Here is an 18373-nt window from a genome sequence, read left to right as displayed (position 1 = left end):
TCATTCATACACGACGGTCGCCTGCCCTTCGTGCGCCTGCGCCCGCAGTCCGGCCAATGCGGCATCGGTCGGGAAGCACCGCCGGTCCTCCAGCCGCACCACGTCCTCGGCCATGAAGCCGGGGAACACCATCGACAGCCGCACCGGCAGGCCGCGCTGCAACTCGCCGTGTTCGGACATCTCCGTCTTCGCCGGGTAGTCCTGCAGCAGCTGGCCGATGGCGGGCGGCTTGTGTCCGTTCGTGCGGTCCACCTTGATGCGCAGGAACTTGCCGAAGCGGCAGCGCGCGCCGGCCAGGTCCCAGACCTGCTGCACCGTCATCTGCAGCCCCCCGCTGAAGCGGTCGGGCATGAGCTTGCCCATGACCACGATCATCTCGTCGTCCTTGAGCGTGTCCTTGTGCTGATTGATCAGCGCCTCGTCTGCACGTGCCTCGACCACGCCGGACTTGTCGTCCAGCTTGAACAGCGCCAGCTTGCCGCGCTGGCCGTTGATCACGCGCAGGTCGGTCACGATGCCGGCGAACAGCTGCGGCTCGCGCGTGTCGATCAGGTCCCCCAGGCCGCGCTTGACGAACTGGCGCACCTCGCGCGCGACCTCGTCGAACAGGTGGCCCGAGAGGTAGTAGCCCACCGCCGTCTTCTCGAAGGTCAGCTGCTCCTTGATGCCCCAGGGCGTGGCCTCGACCAGGTCGGGCTCCTGCGTGCTGGACGCGTGCGAATCCACCATGTCGAACAGGCCGACCTGGTTGGCGTTGGCCGCGCTCACGCTGGCGAACTCGAAGGCGCGGTCGATGGAGGCCACCAGCGCGGCGCGGTTGCGCTGCAGGTTGTCGAAGGCGCCGGCCTTGATCAGCGCCTCCAGCGTGCGCTTGTTCAGCCGCGTGCGGTCCACCCGCAGGCAGAAATCGAACAGGCTCTTGAACTCCCCGCCCTCCTCGCGCGCCGCCACGATGGCCTCGATGGCCTGCTGGCCCGTGCCCTTGATGGCGCCCAGGCCGTAGCGGATGATCTTGTCGGTGACCGGCTCGAAGCGGTGGCGGCCGCGGTTCACGTCCGGGAACTCGAAGGTCAGGCCCATCTTGAGCGCGTCCTCGTACAACACCTTGAGCTTGTCGGTGTCGTCCATTTCCACGGTCATGTTGGCGCAGAAGAACTCGGCCGTGTAGTGCACCTTGAGCCAGCCCGTGTGGTAGGCCAGCAGGGAGTAGGCGGCGGCGTGCGACTTGTTGAAGCCGTAGCCCGCGAACTTCTCCATCAGGTCGAAGACCTCGTCGGCCTTCTCCTGGCCGATGCCGTTCTTGGCCGCACCGGCGCGGAAGATCTGCCGGTGCTCGGCCATCTCCTCGGCCTTCTTCTTGCCCATGGCCCGGCGCAGCATGTCGGCGCCGCCCAGCGAGTAGCCGCCCAGGATCTGGGCGGTCTGCATCACCTGCTCCTGGTAGACCATGATGCCGTAGGTCTCGCTGAGCATCTCGGCCACCATGGGGTGCGGGTACTCCACCTCCTCGCGGCCGTGCTTGCGGTTCACGAAGCTGGGGATCAGGTCCATCGGCCCCGGGCGGTACAGCGCGTTCAGCGCGATCAGGTCTTCCAGCCGCGTGGGCTTGGCATCGCGCAGCATGCCCTGCATGCCGCGCGATTCGAACTGGAACACGGCCTCGGTCTTGCCCTCCTGGAACAAGCGGTAGGTCGGCTTGTCGTCCAGCGCGATGTTCTCGTAGGCAAAGCCTTCCTGGCCCTTGTGGCGGCGGACGATGAACTCGCGCGCGATCTCCAGGATGGTCAGGGTGGCCAGGCCGAGAAAGTCGAACTTCACCAGGCCGATGGCCTCCACGTCGTCCTTGTCGTACTGGCTCACGGCCGATTCGCTGCCGGGCTGCTGGTACAGCGGGCAGAAGTCGGTGAGCTTGCCCGGCGCGATCAGCACGCCCCCGGCGTGCATGCCGATGTTGCGCGTCATGCCTTCCAGCGCCTGGGCGTACTCGATGACGGTCTTGACGTCCTCCTCGTCCTGGATGCGCTGGGCCAGCACCGGCTCCATCTCGATGGCGTAGTTGTTCTTGTCGCCGTCCTTCTTCTTCTCGGGCGGGTACTGCAGCGTGACCGACATGCCCGGCTTGTTCGGGATCAGCTTGCTGATGCCGTCGCAGAACGTGTAGCTCATGTCCAGCACGCGGCCCACGTCGCGGATGGCCGCGCGCGCGGCCATGGTGCCGAAGGTGGCGATCTGGCTCACCGCCTCCTTGCCGTACTTCTGCTTGACGTAGTCGATCACGCGGTCGCGGTTGCCCTGGCAGAAGTCGATGTCGAAGTCGGGCATGGACACCCGCTCCGGGTTCAGGAAACGCTCGAACAGCAGCTTGTAGTGCAGCGGGTCGAGGTCGGTGATCTTGAGCGCATAGGCCACCAGCGACCCTGCGCCCGAGCCCCGGCCCGGGCCGACCGGGCAGCCGTTGAGCTTGGCCCAGTTGATGAAGTCGCCCACGATCAGGAAGTAGCCCGGGAACCCCATCTTGAGGATGGTGTTGATCTCGAACTCCAGCCGCTCCACGTAGCGCGGCCGCTCGGCGTCGCGCTTGGCGGTGTCCTTGTACAGGTGGGCGAGGCGCTCCTCCAGCCCCTCGTGCGAGACGTGGCGGAAGTACTCCTCCACCGTCATCTGCCTGCCATCGACCAGCGGGATCGGGAAGTTGGGCAGCTGCGGCTTGCCCAGCACCAGCGTGAGGTTGCAGCGCCGGGCGATCTCCACCGTGTTGGCCAGCGCCGAAGGCACGTCCGCGAACAGCGCCTGCATCTGGGCCGTGCTCTTGAAGTACTGCTCGCGCGTGAAGCGCCGCACACGGCGCTGGTTGGCCAGGATCTCGCCCTCGGCGATGCAGATGCGGGCCTCGTGCGCCTCGTAGTCGTCCTCCAGCGTGAACTGCACCGGGTGCGTGGCCACCACCGGCAGGTTCAAGCGGCCCGCCAGGCCCACGGCCGCCACCACGTGCGATTCGTCGTCGGGCCGGCCGGCGCGCTGGATCTCGATGTAGAAGCGGTGCGGGAACACGCCCGCCAGCTGCAGCGCCAGCGCGCCGGCGCGCGAGGCGTCGCCCTGCACCAGGGCCTGGCCGACCGGGCCGGCCTGCGCGCCGGACAGGCAGATCAGCCCGGCGTTCAGCTCCTGCAGCCAGGCCAGCCTGGCCACGGCCTGGGCGCGCTGCACGTTCTGCGTCCAGGCGCGCGCCAGCAGCTCGCACAGGTTCAGGTAGCCCTGGGTGTTCTGCACCAGCAGCAGCACGCGCGAGGTGGCGGCGGCATCCTGGCCCAGCCCCTCGATCTGCACCTCGGCGCCGATGACGGGCTTGACGCCCTTGCCGCGGGCGCTCTTGTAGAACTTGATGGCCCCGAACAGGTTGTTCAGGTCGGTGATGGCCAGGGCGGGCTGGCCGTCGGCCGCGGCCTTGGGAACCAGCTCGTCGATGCGGTTGGTGCCGTCGACGACGGAGAACTCGGTGTGGATGCGCAGGTGAACGAACATCGGGGGATTCTAGGAGCCCCTCTCCCCCGCAAATCCCCCACGGCGGGAGACCTTCAGCCCTGGTCTTCCAGGTTCTCGTGGTGGGCGATGGCACCGCGCTTCCAGTAGGCCGCCGCGCGGATCGCCTTGCGGTCGTGGCCCTTCTCGTCCACCAGGATGCGGCGGGCGCTGGCGGCCACGCCCGCTTCGGCCGCGCACCAGGCGTAGCCATGGCCGGCGGGCAGCTGCAGCGCGCGCACGGCGTCGAGCAGCGACTCGTCGCTGTCGAGCCACTGCAGGTCCAGCGTGGCGGCGCTGGACAGCGCCTGCCGGTCGGCTGGCGCCACGTGCAGGCGCACGATGGCGCGGCTGCCGGCCGGCAATTCCTCCAGCCGCCGCGCCACGGCCGGCAAGGCGGTCTCGTCGCCGACCAGCACATACCAGTCGAAGTCCAGCGGCACGACGAAGGAGCCGCGCGGCCCGGCCACGGTCAGCGGCTGGCCGGGCCGGACCTGGCGTGCCCAGTCGGCGGCGGGGCCGTCGCCGTGCAGCGCGAAGTCGACGGCCAGTTCCCGCGCGGCGGGGTCGTACCGGCGCGGCGTGTAGTCGCGGGCGACCGCGCCATCGGCCGTCGGGAAGAAGACCTTGACGTGGTCGTCGTACGAAGCGCTCACGAAATCGGCCAGCGCCTCGCCGTGGAACACCACGCGGCGCATCTGCGGGCTCAGGGTCTCGACGCGCGCCACCTGCAGCTCGCGGCGCTTGATTTCGTGGCGGACACGGTGCACCTGGCGCGGCGCAATGGTTTCAGAAGTCATTGGATATCTTGGAGATGGTTGATAATGTCCCCAATCATGCGCGAATCAGTTGATAAGGTCAACCGTCACGGTCGCCAAGACCCTGCCGACGACGAGGTTCTGGAGTTGGTGCACCACGTCATGCACCAGTTCCGCTCGCAGCTGTTCCAGGCCCTGCGCCAGGGGGAGCACGAACTCACGCACATGGAAAGCAAGGTGCTGGGCTTCTATGCCCGCCGCCCCGGCGCCACGCAGAGCGATCTTGCGCAGCACACCGGTCGCGACAAGGCCCAGCTGGCGCGGCTCATCAAGGGCCTGCGCGAACGCGGCCTGCTGCAGGGCGAGGCCGACGCGGCCGACCGGCGCAACGTGCGGCTGCAGCTCACGGCTGAGGGCCTAGCGATCCAGCGTGCGTTGCGGGCACAGGCCAAGGCGCTGGAGGCCCAGGCCGTCGTGGGCCTGGCCGACGAGGAAAAGGCCCAGCTGCTCGCGCTGCTGCGCCGCGTGCAGGGCAACCTGGATGCCTGACTGAACCGGCGGTTCAGTCGCGCAGCACGTGCAGCACCTCGGAGCGGAATTCCCGGCTGTACAGAATCAGCACCACCGCGGCCGTCGCCACCGCGAAGGCCAGCGACGAGAAGAACCAGGCCGTGGCTGCGAACGACATGTAGTAGGCCCGCACGCCGCCGTTGAAGGTCTCGGCCGCCATGCCCAGCATCTTGCCGGCGCGGTCGGCAAAGTGCTTGCGGTCGAACTTGCCGGCCGCGAAATCGCCGGGGTCGGGCATGGAGCCGATCACCAGCGCCGCGAAGGTGTACTGCCGCATCGACCAGGTGAAGCGGAAGAAGGCGTAGACGAAGATGCTGGCCAGCAGCATCACCTTGAGGTCGAACACCAGCACCGAGGTACGCACCGCGAACGGGATCTCGCGCACGAACTCCGAGGCCTTGTCGGTGGCGCCCAGCAACGCCAGCAGGCCGCCGATGATGATGATGGTGGTCGACGCAAAGAAGGAGGGGCTGCTCGACAGCCCCTGCACGATGATGCCGTCCAGCACGCGCGGGTCGCGCGCCGTGGCCTGCTCCATCCAGTAGCGCCGGTAGCGGTTGGTGGTCTGCAGCAGCGTGGCCTGCTGCGTGCTCCCCGAAAACCGCGCATAGCCCAGCCACAGCCCGAAGAACCACAGCAGGGCCAGCCAGTCGTACCAGGGCAGAAACATGAGTGCGGTCATCGGCCTAGGATAATCGTGCCCGTGCCTGCGATCCTGAACATCTCCGCCTACAAATTCGTCCCCCTGCCCGATGCCGCCGAACTGCGCGAACGGCTGCTGGCCTGCGCCACGGAGCGCCACCTGAAGGGCACCGTGCTGCTCGCCGAGGAAGGCATCAACCTGTTCGTGGCCGGCCACGAGGCCGATGTGCGCGCCTTCGTCGCGCTGCTGCATGCCGACGCGCGCTTCGCCGACATCGCGCCCAAGGAAAGCTGGTCCGACGCGCAGCCGTTTCGCAAGATGCTGGTCAAGGTCAAGCGCGAGATCATCCGCATGGACCAGCCGCAGATCCGCCCCGACTTCAGCGCCGACGGTGGCCGCGCCCCTGCCGTGCCGGCGGCTACCGTGCGCCGCTGGCTCGACGCCGGCATGGACGACGAGGGCCGCCCCGTCGTCACGCTGGACACGCGCAACGCCTTCGAGGTGGACTGCGGCGGCTTCGAGAACGCCATCGACTGGCGCATCGACAAGTTCAGCGACTTCCCGGCCGCGCTGGCCGCGCACCAGGCCGAGCTCGAAGGCAAGACCGTGGTGAGCTACTGCACCGGCGGCATCCGCTGCGAGAAGGCCGCCATGCTCATGCGCGCGAGCGGTCTCACGCACGTCTACCAGCTCGAAGGCGGCATCCTCAAGTACTTCGAGGAGACCGACGGCAAGCACTACCGCGGCGGCTGCTTCGTGTTCGACGAGCGCCGCGCCGTCGACAGCGCGCTGCAGCCCGATCCCTCTGCCGCCACCTGATGTGGCGCTGCCTGGTCATCGAGGACGAGCCCGAACACGCCCGCTACATCGGCAACGGCCTGCGTGAACTGGGCCATGCCGTGGTGCACTGCCGCGACGGCGTGACCGGCCTGGCCCGCGCGGTCGAGGAACACTGGGACGTGGTCGTGCTCGACCGCATGCTGCCCGGCGACGTGGACGGCCTGGCCATCCTCGCCACGCTGCGCCGGCTGGGAAAGAAGACACCGGTGCTGGTGCTCAGCGCGCTCAGCGCCGTCGACGAGCGCATCCGCGGCCTGAAGGCCGGCGGCGACGACTACCTGACCAAGCCCTTCGCGTTCTCCGAACTGGCGGCGCGGCTCGAAGCCCTGGTGCGCCGCTCGGGCAGCGCGCCCGAGGTGCGCCACCTGCAGGTGGCCGACCTCAGGATCGACCTCATGACGCGCGGCGTCGAGCGCGCCGGCCAGCCCATTGCGCTGCAGCCGCGCGAGTTCCGCCTGCTGGCCTTCCTGATGGCCCACACCGGCCAGGTGCTCACGCGCACCATGCTGCTCGAATCGGTCTGGGACTACCAGTTCGACCCGCAGACCAACGTCATCGACGTGCACATCAACCGCCTGCGCAAGAAGGTCGACCACGGCCACACGTCGCCGCTGATCCACACCGTGCGCGGCGCCGGCTACCAGCTGGCGGCACAGCCGCCGGCATGAGGCAGAGCAAGCGCGCCTGGCGGCATTCCGCCGCGTTCCGCCTCGCGCTGGCCTTCGCCGGCATGAGCATGCTGATCATGGTCATCACGCTGGCGGTGTTCTACATCCGCACCGTGGTGCTGCTGGAGCAGCGCACGCTGCGCCAGATCGCCGGCACCACCCAGCAGCTGGAGGCGCGCTTCGACCAGGGTGGGCGCGAGGCGCTGGTGCAGGCCATCGAGGAATCGCTGGGCGACGGCGAGGACTCCGACCGCGAACTGCTCGTGCTGCTGGACGCCGAGGGCCGGCGCATCGCCGGCAGCACGCACTTTGCCGATCCGCCCAGCTCGGGCAGCGACATCGAGGAGCAGACGCTGCTGCGCAGCGGCCATCCCTCGCCCGGCTACCTGACCACGCGCAAGCTGCCGGACGGCTCGCGCCTGGTGGTCGGCCACGACCGCAGCGAGCAGCTGCAGATGGCCGAGCTCGTGGGCGACGCGATCAAGGCCGCCACCTTCCTCGCGCTGCTGCTGGTGGTCGGTGGCACCTACCTGTTCCGCGACCTGCTGGAGCAGCGCATCGGCGCGCTGCGCAACACCGCGGCCCAGGTGGCGGCCGGCCGGCTGGCCGAACGCGTGCAACCCTCCGAGCGCGACGACGAGTTCGCGCTGCTGGAGCACGACATCAACCGCATGCTGGACCGCATCGAAGGCCTGATGCAGGGCGTGCGCCACGTCTCCGACACCATCGCCCACAACCTGCGCACGCCGCTCACGCGCGCGCTGGCGCGCCTGCACGACGCCCAGCGCGAGGGCAGCGATGCCGCGGCACTGCGCGCGGCCAGCGCCGCCACCATCGGCGAGCTCGAGCAGCTCAACACCGTGTTCCACAAGCTCCTGCAGATCGCCGAGGCCGAGGCCGGCGCGCAGCGCCAGCAGTTCACGCCGCAGTCGCTGCACGCCATCGCCGCCGACGTGGTCGAGCTCTACGCCGCCGTCGCCGAAGACCAGGGCTGCGCGCTGCGTCTGGTGGGCCACGACCCGGCCCAGGTGCTGGGCGACCGCGACCTGCTGGCCAGCGCCACCGCCAACCTGGTCGACAACGCGCTCAAGTACAGCGCGCAGACGCCCGGCGCCCAGGTGGAGGTGGCCGTGCGCGCCCGCGATGGCCAGGTCGAACTCACGGTGCGCGACAACGGGCCCGGCGTGCCCGCAGCCGCGCTGGCACGGCTGGGCCAGCGCTTCTTCCGGCTCGACGAACGCCTGCCCGGCACCGGCCTGGGCCTGGCCAGCGTGCGCGCCATCGCACAGCTGCACGGCGCCAGCCTGGTGTTCGAGGACGCCGCGCCCGGCCTGCGCGCGCGCCTGAAACTGCCCGCCGGCTGACCGCCGGCCCCACCTAACCAAACGTTCATCTTCTGGTCATGCACGGCGGCAGGCCGGCTTCCTACGATCGCCCCGCGCGCCGCCATGGCGCCGTTCCCCCACACGCAGGAGGCAATTTTGGGAATCAAGAGCCAGAGAGACTTTTTTTCGGGCGCCATGTTCAGTGCGTTCGGCGTCGCGTTCGCCTGGGGCGCGACGAGCTACACCGTCGGCAGTGCCGCACGCATGGGCCCGGGCTACTTTCCGCTGATCGTGGGCGTGCTGATCGCGATCCTCGGTTCGCTGATCATGCTCAACGCACTGCGCCACGGCGGCGCCGACGGCGACCCGATCGGCAAGATCGCGTGGAAGCCGCTGTGCTACATCATCGGCGCCAACCTGGCCTTCGGCGTGCTGCTGGCGGGCCTGCCGTCCTTCGGCATCCCGGCCATGGGCCTGATCGTCGCGATCTACGCGCTGACCTTCATCGCCAGCATGGCGGGCGAGCAGTTCAACAGGAAGAGCGTGGCCATCCTGGCCACCGTGCTGGCCATCGGCAGCTACGTGGCCTTCGAGTTGGCCCTCAAGCTCAACTTCCCGATCTGGCCGACCTTCATCGCCTGATCCACCACAACGACAAGAACATTCCATGGATCTGATCGACAACCTTTCCATCGGCTTCGGCGTCGCGTTCACCTTCCAGAACCTCGCCTATGCCTTCGTCGGCTGCCTGCTGGGCACGCTGATCGGCGTGCTGCCCGGCATCGGCCCGGTGGCCACCATCGCCATGCTGCTGCCCGCCACCTACGCTCTGCCCCCGGTGGCGGCGCTGATCATGCTGGCCGGCATCTACTACGGCGCGCAATACGGCGGTTCCACCACGGCCATCCTGGTCAACCTGCCCGGCGAAGCCTCCTCGGTGGTGACCGTGATCGACGGCTACCAGATGGCGCGCAAGGGGCGGGCCGGGCCCGCGCTGGCCGCGGCCGGCCTGGGCTCGTTCTTCGCGGGCTGCGTGGGCACGCTGATCCTGGCGGCCTTCGCACCGCCGCTGACCGAGGTGGCCTTCAAGTTCGGCCCGGCCGAGTACTTCTCGCTGATGGTGCTGGGCCTGATCGGCGCCGTGGTGCTGGCCTCGGGCTCGCTGCTCAAGGCCATCGCCATGATCCTTCTGGGCCTGGCCTTCGGCCTGGTCGGCACCGACGTGAACTCGGGCGTGGCCCGCTACAGCTTCGACATCCCCGAACTGACCGACGGCATCAGCTTCATCGCGATCGCCATGGGCGTGTTCGGCTATGGCGAGATCATCGCCAACCTGGGCAAGTCCGAAAGCGAGCGCGAGGTCTTCACGGCCAAGGTCACGGGCCTGATGCCGACCAGGGAAGACTTCAAGCGCATGACGCCCGCCGTGCTGCGCGGCACCGCGCTGGGCTCGGCCCTGGGCATTCTGCCCGGCGGCGGCGCCCTGCTGTCGGCCTTCGCGTCCTACACCATCGAGAAGCGCACCAAGCTGAAAGCCGGCGAAGTGCCGTTCGGGCAGGGCAACATCCGCGGCGTGGCCGGTCCCGAATCGGCCAACAACGCCGGCGCGCAGACCTCCTTCATCCCGCTGCTGACGCTGGGCATCCCGCCCAACGCCGTGATGGCACTGATGGTGGGCGCGATGACGATCCACAACATCCAGCCGGGCCCGCAGGTGATGACCAGCAACCCCGAGCTGTTCTGGGGCCTGATCGCCTCGATGTGGATCGGCAACGCCATGCTGATCATCCTGAACCTGCCGCTGATCGGCGTCTGGATCAAGCTGCTGACGATTCCCTACCGGTGGCTGTTCCCTGCCATCGTGCTGTTCTGCGCGGTCGGCGTGTACTCGGAGAACAACAACAGCTTCGAGATCTGGATGGTCGCGATCTTCGGCATCGTCGGCTACCTGTTCCACAAGCTGGGCTGCGAACCGGCGCCGCTGCTGCTGGGCCTGATCCTGGGGCCGATGATGGAAGAGAACCTGCGCCGCGCGCTGCTGCTCTCGCGCGGCGACTGGAGCGTGTTCGTCACGCGCCCGCTGTCGGCTTCGCTGCTGGCGATTGCGGCCGTGCTGCTGATCGTGGTGCTGCTGCCCTCGGTCAAGTCCAAGCGCGAGGAGGCCTTCGTCGAGGACTGACGCTACCTGTTCGCCCCCCCCCGGGGCGAACTAGAGCGGGCCGACTTCAAAGCCATGCCGGGCCTGGGCGACGGCCTGGCCACGGCCCAGCTCAGCGCCTTGACTTTCCCCGGCTATGGCCGCAGGCCGAGCCCCAGCAGTGACGTGATGGCATCGGCCGTGCGCGCCGCGGCGCCACGGTGCGCCGCGGCGAAGCCCAGTGCCGCCTGGGCCGCCTTTTCGCGCAGTGGCAAGTCCCGGGCCAGGCGCTGCGCCTGGCCGACAGCGTCCCGCAGATCGGCCACCCGCAATGCCGCACCGGCCTGCTCGGCCAGCGCTGCCGCCTCGGCGAAGTTGAAGGTATGCGGCCCCATCAGAACGGGGCAGCCGCAGGCCGCGGCCTCGATCAGGTTCTGGCCTCCCAGGGGCTCGAAGCTGCCGCCCAGCAAAGCCATCTCGGCCAGGCCGTAGTACAGCGCCATCTCGCCCAACGAGTCGCCCAGCCAGATGGCGCCGGAGCCGGCCGGCGGCGCATCGCCCCACCCGCTGCGCCGTGCCACCGCGAAGCCATGCGTGCGGACCAGATCCGCCACCGCATCGAAGCGCTGGGGATGGCGCGGCACGATCAGCCATTGCACGGCGCCGGCCGCGGCTGCGTCGGCCTGCAGCAGCGCCAGCAAGGCCGCCTCCTCGCCCTCGCGCGAACTGGCGAACAGCACGACCGGCTTGCCAGCCGCGGAACGCCATTGGCGGCCCTGCGCCAGCTGCGCCGCATCGGGCGCGGCATCGAACTTGAGGTTGCCGAACACCCCGGCCACGCGTGCCCCGGCCTGGCGCAGCCGCGCCGCATCGTCCTCGGTCTGCGCGTACGCCGCGGCCAGCGCGGCATAGGCGGGCGGCAGCAGGGGCACGCGTTGCGCGCCCTGCAAGGACTTCTCGGACAGGCGCGCATTGGCCAGCACCACCGGCACGCCGGCACGCCGGCAGTTCTCGATCAACCAGGGCCAGATCTCGGTTTCCATGAGGATGCCGACCTGCGGCCTGAACTGCGCCAGGAAGCGCGCGGTGGCGCCCGGCGTGTCCCAGGGCTGCCAGGCCTGCAGGTCGCCGTCCCGCAGCAACCGCGCGCCCTCGGCCCGGCCCGTGGCCGTGCCGTGCGTCAGCAGCAGCCGCATGCCGGGCAGGCGCTCGCGCAGCGCGGCGACCAGCACGGCAGCCGCACGCGTCTCGCCCAGCGAGACCGCATGCACCCAGACCCAGCCGCTGGAGGCCGGCCGGGTGTAGCGGCCGAAGCGCTCTTCCGTCCACTGGCCGTAGCCCGGCTCGGCGGCGGCCCGCCGCGCCAGCTTGCGCCGCAGCAGCGGCTGCGCCAGCCAGGTCAGCCAGCCGTAGAAACGCAGCAGCATCAGTGCGGCACCGGCCTGGGCGTGGCGGCCAGCACGCCTTGCCAGGCGGCCCAGACCTCGTCCACGCTGGGCGCGCGCTCGCCGCCGACGGGCACCTGGTGCGCATGGCCCACGGGCCCGGCCCGCCAGGCGCGCGGGTAGCTGAAGATCTGCACGTGCAGCAGGTCCAGCGCCACGGCCATGTGGCTGAGGCCGGAGTCCACGCCGATCACGCCGGTGGCCGCCGCCATCTCCTGCAGCACGCCGACCAGCGAGAGCCGCGGCCAGATGCGGGCCCTGGTGCCGATGCTCGCGGCCAGCGCGGTGGCCAGGCGCAGCTCGGTGTCCGATGCATGCGGCAGCCAGACGGCGAAGCCGTCGGCCGCCAGCCGCTGGCCGATGGCGGCCCAGTGCGCCTGCGGCCATTCGTTGTCGGGTCGCGTCGTGCCATGGGCCAGCACCACGGCCCGCACCGGTGCCGGCCGGTCCACGCGCAGGCCATAGACGGGCGGCGTCCTGAGTTCATAGCCCAGCGCGCCGGCGGCCAGCACGCGGTAGCGCTGCACCGCATGCACGCGCCGCGGCATGGGCACCAGGCGGTTGGCGAAGAAGCGCGTGGGCCACTCGTAGCCGCACTCCTCGCTGCGGTTGCCGTAGGTCGCGCGAAAGCCCTGGGCTGAGATGCGGGCCCTTCGCGCCACCATCCCCGACTTGATGAGGCCCTGGATGTCGAGCACGGCGTCGTACGCCACGGCCCGCAGTGCGGTGAGGAAGGCGGTCCGCTCGGCCCGCGTCGCGGCGTCCAGCCAGGACTTGCGCCAGCGGCGCCCGGCGAAGCGCAGCACGCGCTCCACGCCGACCACGCACTCCACGAGCGGGGCGAACGACTCTTCGACGACCCAGTCGATCGTCGCGTGCGGTAGCGCCGCGCGCAGGTCGCTCACGACCGGCATGGCCTGGACCACATCGCCCAGCGACGAGAGCTTGACGATGAGGATCCTCACGCCAGGGCCCCGACGACCAGGCTCAATGCGCGGCCGCCTGGATCTGCGCGTCGGGCTTGGCCGAACGCAGCAGCGCCATCATCTGCGCCTGGATGCGCTCGAGCGCCGCTTCGGTCTGGCCCTCGAAGCGCAGCACCAGCACCGGGGTGGTGTTGGACGCACGGATCAGGCCGAAGCCATCCGGCCAGTCCACGCGCAGGCCGTCGATGGTGTTGACGGTCGCGGGAGCGTCGAACCTGGCCGCGGCGACGAGCTGCGCCACGAGCGCATGCGGCTCGCCCTCGGCGCAGCCGACGTTGAGCTCGGGCGTGGAGAAGCTCGTGGGCAGCGCGTCGAGCACGGCGCTGGCGTCGGGCGACCGGCTCAGGATCTCCAGCAGCCGCGCGCCGGCGTAGGTGCCGTCGTCGAAGCCGAACCAGCGTTCCTTGAAGAAGATGTGGCCGCTCATCTCGCCGCCCAGCGGCGCCTGGCCGCCCTCCGCCTCGATGGCCTTCATCTTGGCCTTGATCAGCGAATGGCCGGTCTTGAACATCAGCGCCTTGCCGCCGGCGGCCTCGATGGCCGGGGCCAGCCGTTGCGAGCACTTGACGTCGAACAGGATGGTGCCGCCCGGCACGCGCGAGAGCACGTCCTGCGCGAACAAGGCCATCTGGCGGTCCGGGAAGATGTTGTTGCCCTCGCGCGTGACGATGCCCAGGCGGTCGCCGTCGCCGTCGAAGGCCAGGCCCAGTTCGGCGCCCGTGGTCTTGAGGGCTTCGATCAGGTCGTGCAGGTTCTCGGGCTTGCTCGGGTCCGGGTGGTGGTTGGGGAAGTTGCCGTCGACCTCGCTGAAGAGTTCGGTCACCTCGCAGCCCAGCGCGCGGAAGATCTCGGGCGACGATGCACCCGCGATGCCGTTGCCCGAGTCGATCACGACCTTGAGCGGGCGGGCCAGCTTCACGTCGCCGACGATGCGTTCGCGGTAGGCCGGCAGCACATCGGCCTGGCGCACGCTGCCGCCGGGCACGTCGAGCCAGTCCTCGGCCTCGATCATGCTGCGCAGGGCCTGGATCTCGTCGCCGTAGATGGCCCGGCCGCCCATGATCATCTTGAAGCCGTTGTAGTCCTTGGGGTTGTGGCTGCCCGTGATCTGGATGCCGCTCTTGCACAGCGTGTGCGCTGCGAAGTACAGGATGGGCGTGGTCACCATGCCCACGTCGATGACCTGCACGCCGGCGGCCACCAGGCCGCGGACCAGCGCGGCCGACAGGCTGGGGCCCGACAGGCGACCGTCGCGGCCCACCGCCACGGTGGTCTCGCCCTCGCGCCGGGCGATGGTGCCGAACGCGCGTCCCAGGCCTTCGGCCACGGCCTCGTTCAAGCTGGACGGCACGATGCCGCGGATGTCGTAGGCCTTGAAGATGGACGCGGAAACTTGCATGGAACTCCTGAACTGGGGGGCTTGCGGTGCGGGCGATTATGGGGGAAACCCCAGCATCGCCCGACGGCGCCGCACCGCATCGCTGCCGGCTTTCGCACCCGGCCTTCCCACCGGTGTTCGCACCCGGGCCTGGCACCTGGCCATCGGCCCCGCTTCAACGCGCCAGCCACTCCCAGCGCGGGATCCCGTCCATCTCGAGCCCGGCCAGCTGCGTCTCGCCCAGCGGCTTGTGCAGCTGCAGCCGCTGCGTTCCCTCCATGCCGCCGTCCAGCGCCGCCAGCAGCCGCGGCGCGTGCGTGACGACGATGACCTGCGAGGCGCGAGCCGCCTGCGCGATCAGGCGCCCGAGCGCGGGCAGCAGGTCCGGATGCAGGCTGGTCTCCGGTTCGTTCAGCACCAGCAGGGCCGGCGGCCGCGGCGTCAGCAGCGCAGCGATCCAGAGCAGGTAGCGCAGCGTGCCGTCGGACAGCTCGGCCGCGTCGAGCGGGCGCAGCAGGCCATGCTGGTGCATGCGTAGCGCGAAGCGCTCGCCTTGCACCTCGACCTGCACACGCCCGCCCGGGAAGGCGTCCTGCACGGCGGCGTCGAGCGCGGCGTGGTCGCCGATCTCGCGGATGGTCTGCCAGGCCGCGGCCAGGTCGCTGCCGTCGTCGCTGAGCACGGTGGTGGTGGTGCCCAACTGCGGCACGCGCGCGAGCGCATCGGCATCGCTGCGGAAATGGTCGTAGAAGCGCCAGCCGCGCATCTGCTCGCGCAGGCTCAGCATCTCGGGCGCGGCGCGCGGCTCGGCGTACTCGGTCATCATGCTGGCGAACGCGGGGATCGGCCGCGCGACCGGCTCCCAGCCCGTTGCGCCGCGGATGCGCAGCGCGGCGCCGCGCCGCTCGACCAGCAGGGATGCCGGGCGCAGGAAGGGCCCGTTCCAGACCGCCTCGCGCTTGATCTCCGGGTCGTGGTTGAACACCGAGGTGCTGCGCGGGATCGGCAGGCCGATGTCGATGGCATAGCCGAAGCCTTCGGGCGCATCCGAACCGAAACCCAGCTGCAACGACACCGGGCCCTGGCGCTTCGTGCCCTGCACGGGCTGCTCGCCGCGCCGCATCGCCGCGCTGAACTGCTCGGGCCCGGCCCACAGCGTGGAGGCCAGTCCGCCCTCGCGCGCCAGGGAGCGCACCACGCCACCCTGGGCCACGGCCGCCAGCAGGCGCAACGCGCGGTAGACGCTGGACTTGCCGCTGCCGTTGGGCCCGGTCACCAGCGTCAGCCGGCCCAGCGGCAGCACCAGCCGGCGCAGCGAGCGGTAGTTGGCGATGGCCAGCGCCGACAGCACGTTCAGAGTGCGGCGATGGCTTCCTGGTAGAGCGCCAGGTACTGCTGCGCCACGGGCTCCCAGGAGAAGTTCTGCGCCATGCCGCGCCGCACCAGTTGCTGCCACAGCGCCGGCTGGCGGTAGGCCAGCACGGCGCGCTGCAGCGTGCGGCCCAGGGCGTCCGCCGTGGCCGGGCCGAACTGGAAACCCGTGGCCACGTCGCGCGCCAGCGTGTCGTCGTTCGCGTCGACCACGGTGTCGGCCAGGCCGCCCACGCGGCGCACGATGGGCACGGTGCCGTAGCGCAGTGCATAGAGCTGGGTCAGGCCGCAGGGCTCGAAGCGCGAGGGCACCAGCATGGCGTCGGTGCCCGCGATGAGTTGGTGCGCGAAGGCCTCGTCATAGCCCAGCCGCACGGCCACGCGGCCCGGGTGCTGGGCCATGGCCTGGCGGAAGGCGCCTTCCAGCGCGGCGTCGCCCGTGCCCTGCACGGCGAACTGCGCGCCCTGCGCCAGGAGGTCCGGCAAGGCCTCCAGCACCAGGTCCAGCCCCTTTTGCGACGTGAGCCTGCTGACCACGCCGAACAACGGCGCATCGGCCTCGGGCGCCAGCCCCAGTGCCTGCTGCAGCGCGGCCTTGCAACGGGCCTTGCCGGCCAGGTCGGCGGCGCTGTAGCGCGCGGGCAGTTCGGCATCGGCGGTGGGGTCCCAGACCTGCGGATCGACGCCGTTCAGGATGCCCGAGACCTCGTTGCCGCGCGCACGGATCACGCCGTCCAGCCCGCTGCCGTACTCGGGCGTGCGGATCTCGCGCGAGTAGGTGGGGCTGACGGTGGTCACGCGCGTGGCGAACTTGAGGCCGGCCTTGATGAACGAGAAATGCCCGTGGAACTCCAGCGCCGACGGCGCCATGAAGCGCGCGGGCAGCCCGAGCAGGAAGAAGTCGGTGGGCTCGAACAGGCCGTGGAAGGCCAGGTTGTGCACCGTGAAGACGGTGGCCACATCGCGCACGGGCCGCGCCGCCAGGTAGGCGCAGGACATGGCCGCATGCCAGTCGTGCGCATGCATCACCTGCGGCTTCCAGGCGGGATCGAGTTCGCCGGCCGCCAGGTGCGCGGCCACCCAGCCCAGCAGGGCAAAGCGTTGCAGGTTGTCGGCCCATTCCAGGCCATCGGGCCCCAGGTAGGGGTTGCCGGGCCGGTCGTACAGGTAGGGGGCCTCGACCACATAGACGGCCTGCAGGCCGTCCAGCTGCCCGCGCAGCAGCCGCACGCGTCCGGCCCCGAACATCGGCCCCAGCGTGCAGACCTCGTCCAGGCCCGCGATGCCGCGCAGCACGGCCGGCAGGCCGGGCAGCAGCAGGCGCACCTCGGCGCCGTGCGCCGCGAGCGCCTGCGGCAAGGCCCCCACCACATCGGCCAGGCCCCCCGTCTTGACCAGCGGATAGACCTCCGCCGCAACCTGCAGAACCTTCATGAACCGAGTTTGGTGAGCATGGGTTGGGTGACGAGCACGATGCCGTTGGGGCTGCGGTAGAAGCGCGCGGCGTCAAGCCCGGCATCCTCGCCGATGACCATGCCGTCGGGGATCGAGACGCCGCGGTCGACGATGGCGCGCGTGATGCGCGCATGCCGGCCGATCTGCACGCCCGGCAGCAGCACCGACCAGTTCACGCTGGAATAGGAGTTCACACGCACGCTGGAGAACAGCACCGAGCGCAGCACGCTGCCCGAGACGATGCAGCCGCCCGAGACCAGCGACTCGACCGCCGAGCCACGCCGGTCGTCCGCGTTGTGGACGAACTTGGCCGGCGGCAGCTGCGACTGGTAGGTCCAGATCGGCCAGCGCGTGTCGTACATGTTGAGCTGCGGGTCGGTGGCCGTGAGGTCGATGTTGGCATCCCAGTAGGCGTCGATGGTGCCCACGTCGCGCCAGTAGGCCTCTTCGCCCACGCGCATGTTCACGCACGAGAGCTCGAACGGGTGCGCCGCCGCCTGCGCGTTCTTGACCGCGCGTGGAATGATGTCCTTGCCGAAGTCGTGGCTGGAGTCGGGGTCGGCCATGTCGCGCTCGAGCTCCTTGTAGAGGAAGCGCGCGTTGAACACGTAGATGCCCATGCTGGCCAGCGCCATGTCGGGGCGGCCCGGCATCGGCGGCGGATCGGCCGGCTTCTCGAGGAAGTCGGTGATCATGCTGTTCTCGTCCACCGCCATCACGCCGAAGGCCGTGGCCTCGGCGCGCGGCACGGCGATGCAGCCCACCGTGCAGTCGCGGCCCTTGGCCACGTGGTCGGCCAGCATGATGGCGTAGTTCATCTTGTAGATGTGGTCGCCGGCCAGCACCACGATGTAGTCGGGCCGGTAGCTCGCCAGGATGTCCTGGTTCTGGTAGACGGCATCGGCCGTGCCGCGGTACCAGCTCTCCTCGTCCACGCGCTGCTGCGCGGGCATCAGGTCGACGAACTCGTTCATCTCGGTCTTGAGGAACCCCCAGCCGCGCTGCACGTGGCGCAGCAGGCTGTGGCTCTTGTACTGCGTGATCACGCCGATGCGGCGGATGCCCGAGTTCAGGCAATTCGACAGCGCAAAGTCGACGATGCGGAACTTGCCGCCGAAGTACACGGCCGGCTTGGCGCGCCGGTCGGTCAGGTTCATGAGGCGGCTGCCGCGCCCACCTGCCAGCACCAGTGCGATGGCCCGCTTGGGCAGATCCAGTTGCTGGGCCAGGTCGTTCGAATTCATGGGGTCTCCTGCCGTTGTCACGGCCGCTCACAAT

The 18373-nt window shown here is 69.9% G+C and carries 15 protein-coding genes; 6 read left to right on the top strand and 9 right to left on the bottom strand.

Features of this window, described 5'->3' with window-relative positions; all coding sequences use genetic code 11:
• Together dnaE and ASF44_RS28720 are read right to left on the bottom strand one after the other, a co-directional pair.
• Window positions 1-3522, bottom strand: a complete 3522-nt coding sequence (gene dnaE / locus ASF44_RS28725; RefSeq protein WP_056902676.1) for a DNA polymerase III subunit alpha — start codon at window positions 3520-3522, stop codon at window positions 1-3.
• A 53-nt stretch (window positions 3523-3575) separates the two neighbouring features.
• Window positions 3576-4319, bottom strand: a complete 744-nt coding sequence (locus ASF44_RS28720; RefSeq protein WP_056902675.1) for a siderophore-interacting protein — start codon at window positions 4317-4319, stop codon at window positions 3576-3578.
• 120 nt (window positions 4320-4439) lie between these two features.
• On the opposite strand from ASF44_RS28720, the gene ASF44_RS28715 reads away from it, so the two are divergent.
• Window positions 4440-4826 (top strand): MarR family winged helix-turn-helix transcriptional regulator, encoded by a 387-nt coding sequence (locus ASF44_RS28715; protein ID WP_235579382.1) that lies wholly within the window; start codon window positions 4440-4442, stop codon window positions 4824-4826.
• Window positions 4827-4839: 13 nt separating this feature from the next.
• On the opposite strand, the gene ASF44_RS28710 is transcribed toward ASF44_RS28715, so the two are convergent.
• Complete coding sequence (locus ASF44_RS28710; protein ID WP_056902674.1) at window positions 4840-5529, bottom strand: DUF599 domain-containing protein; 690 nt, start codon at window positions 5527-5529, stop codon at window positions 4840-4842.
• Between the two features lie 21 nt (window positions 5530-5550).
• On the opposite strand from ASF44_RS28710, the gene ASF44_RS28705 reads away from it, so the two are divergent.
• The 5 genes from ASF44_RS28705 to ASF44_RS28685 all read left to right on the top strand — a co-directional run bounded on the left by ASF44_RS28705 (window position 5551) and on the right by ASF44_RS28685 (window position 10502).
• Window positions 5551-6309 carry a sulfurtransferase gene (locus ASF44_RS28705; protein WP_056903056.1) on the top strand — a complete coding sequence of 253 codons (759 nt, stop codon included), beginning with the start codon at window positions 5551-5553 and terminating at the stop codon, window positions 6307-6309.
• Window positions 6309-6998, top strand: coding sequence for a response regulator transcription factor (locus ASF44_RS28700; RefSeq protein WP_056902673.1), 690 nt, complete (start codon window positions 6309-6311; stop codon window positions 6996-6998). The genes ASF44_RS28705 and ASF44_RS28700 overlap by 1 nt, the downstream gene beginning before the upstream one ends.
• Window positions 6995-8362 (top strand): HAMP domain-containing sensor histidine kinase, encoded by a 1368-nt coding sequence (locus ASF44_RS28695; RefSeq protein WP_056902672.1) that lies wholly within the window; start codon window positions 6995-6997, stop codon window positions 8360-8362. Before ASF44_RS28700 ends, ASF44_RS28695 begins: the two co-directional genes overlap by 4 nt.
• Before the next feature lie 117 nt (window positions 8363-8479).
• Window positions 8480-8965, top strand: a complete 486-nt coding sequence (locus ASF44_RS28690) for a tripartite tricarboxylate transporter TctB family protein (RefSeq protein WP_056902671.1) — start codon at window positions 8480-8482, stop codon at window positions 8963-8965.
• A gap of 25 nt (window positions 8966-8990) precedes the next feature.
• A complete protein-coding gene (locus ASF44_RS28685) occupies window positions 8991-10502 on the top strand; it encodes a tripartite tricarboxylate transporter permease (RefSeq protein WP_056902670.1) in 1512 nt (503 codons plus the stop codon).
• Window positions 10503-10615: 113 nt separating this feature from the next.
• On the opposite strand, the gene ASF44_RS28680 is transcribed toward ASF44_RS28685, so the two are convergent.
• From ASF44_RS28680 to glgC, 6 genes are all read right to left on the bottom strand, one after another.
• Window positions 10616-11887: a 3-deoxy-D-manno-octulosonic acid transferase gene (locus tag ASF44_RS28680; RefSeq protein ID WP_056902669.1), complete on the bottom strand. Its 1272-nt coding sequence runs from the start codon at window positions 11885-11887 to the stop codon at window positions 10616-10618.
• On the bottom strand, window positions 11887-12870 hold the full coding sequence (gene waaC / locus ASF44_RS28675) for a lipopolysaccharide heptosyltransferase I (RefSeq protein WP_082525116.1): 984 nt from the start codon (window positions 12868-12870) through the stop codon (window positions 11887-11889). The genes ASF44_RS28680 and waaC overlap by 1 nt, the downstream gene beginning before the upstream one ends.
• 22 nt (window positions 12871-12892) lie before the next feature.
• Entirely contained in the window at window positions 12893-14290 is a 1398-nt protein-coding gene (locus ASF44_RS28670; protein WP_056902667.1) for a phosphomannomutase/phosphoglucomutase, read from the bottom strand.
• A gap of 154 nt (window positions 14291-14444) precedes the next feature.
• A complete protein-coding gene (locus ASF44_RS28665) occupies window positions 14445-15620 on the bottom strand; it encodes an AAA family ATPase (RefSeq protein WP_056902666.1) in 1176 nt (391 codons plus the stop codon).
• A 2-nt stretch (window positions 15621-15622) separates the two neighbouring features.
• The gene (gene glgA / locus ASF44_RS28660; protein ID WP_056902665.1) at window positions 15623-17074 is read right to left on the bottom strand and encodes a glycogen synthase GlgA; all 1452 of its coding nucleotides are present in this window, start codon (window positions 17072-17074) and stop codon (window positions 15623-15625) included.
• Window positions 17071-18339 carry a glucose-1-phosphate adenylyltransferase gene (gene glgC / locus ASF44_RS28655; RefSeq protein WP_056902664.1) on the bottom strand — a complete coding sequence of 423 codons (1269 nt, stop codon included), beginning with the start codon at window positions 18337-18339 and terminating at the stop codon, window positions 17071-17073. The genes glgA and glgC overlap by 4 nt, the downstream gene beginning before the upstream one ends.
• Between the last annotated feature and the right edge of the window lie 34 nt (window positions 18340-18373).

The organism is Pseudorhodoferax sp. Leaf274 (assembly GCF_001422445.1).
In the GTDB taxonomy this organism is placed as follows: Bacteria; Pseudomonadota; Gammaproteobacteria; order Burkholderiales; family Burkholderiaceae_C; genus Pseudorhodoferax.
This window is presented reverse-complemented; position numbering and strand designations above follow the sequence as displayed.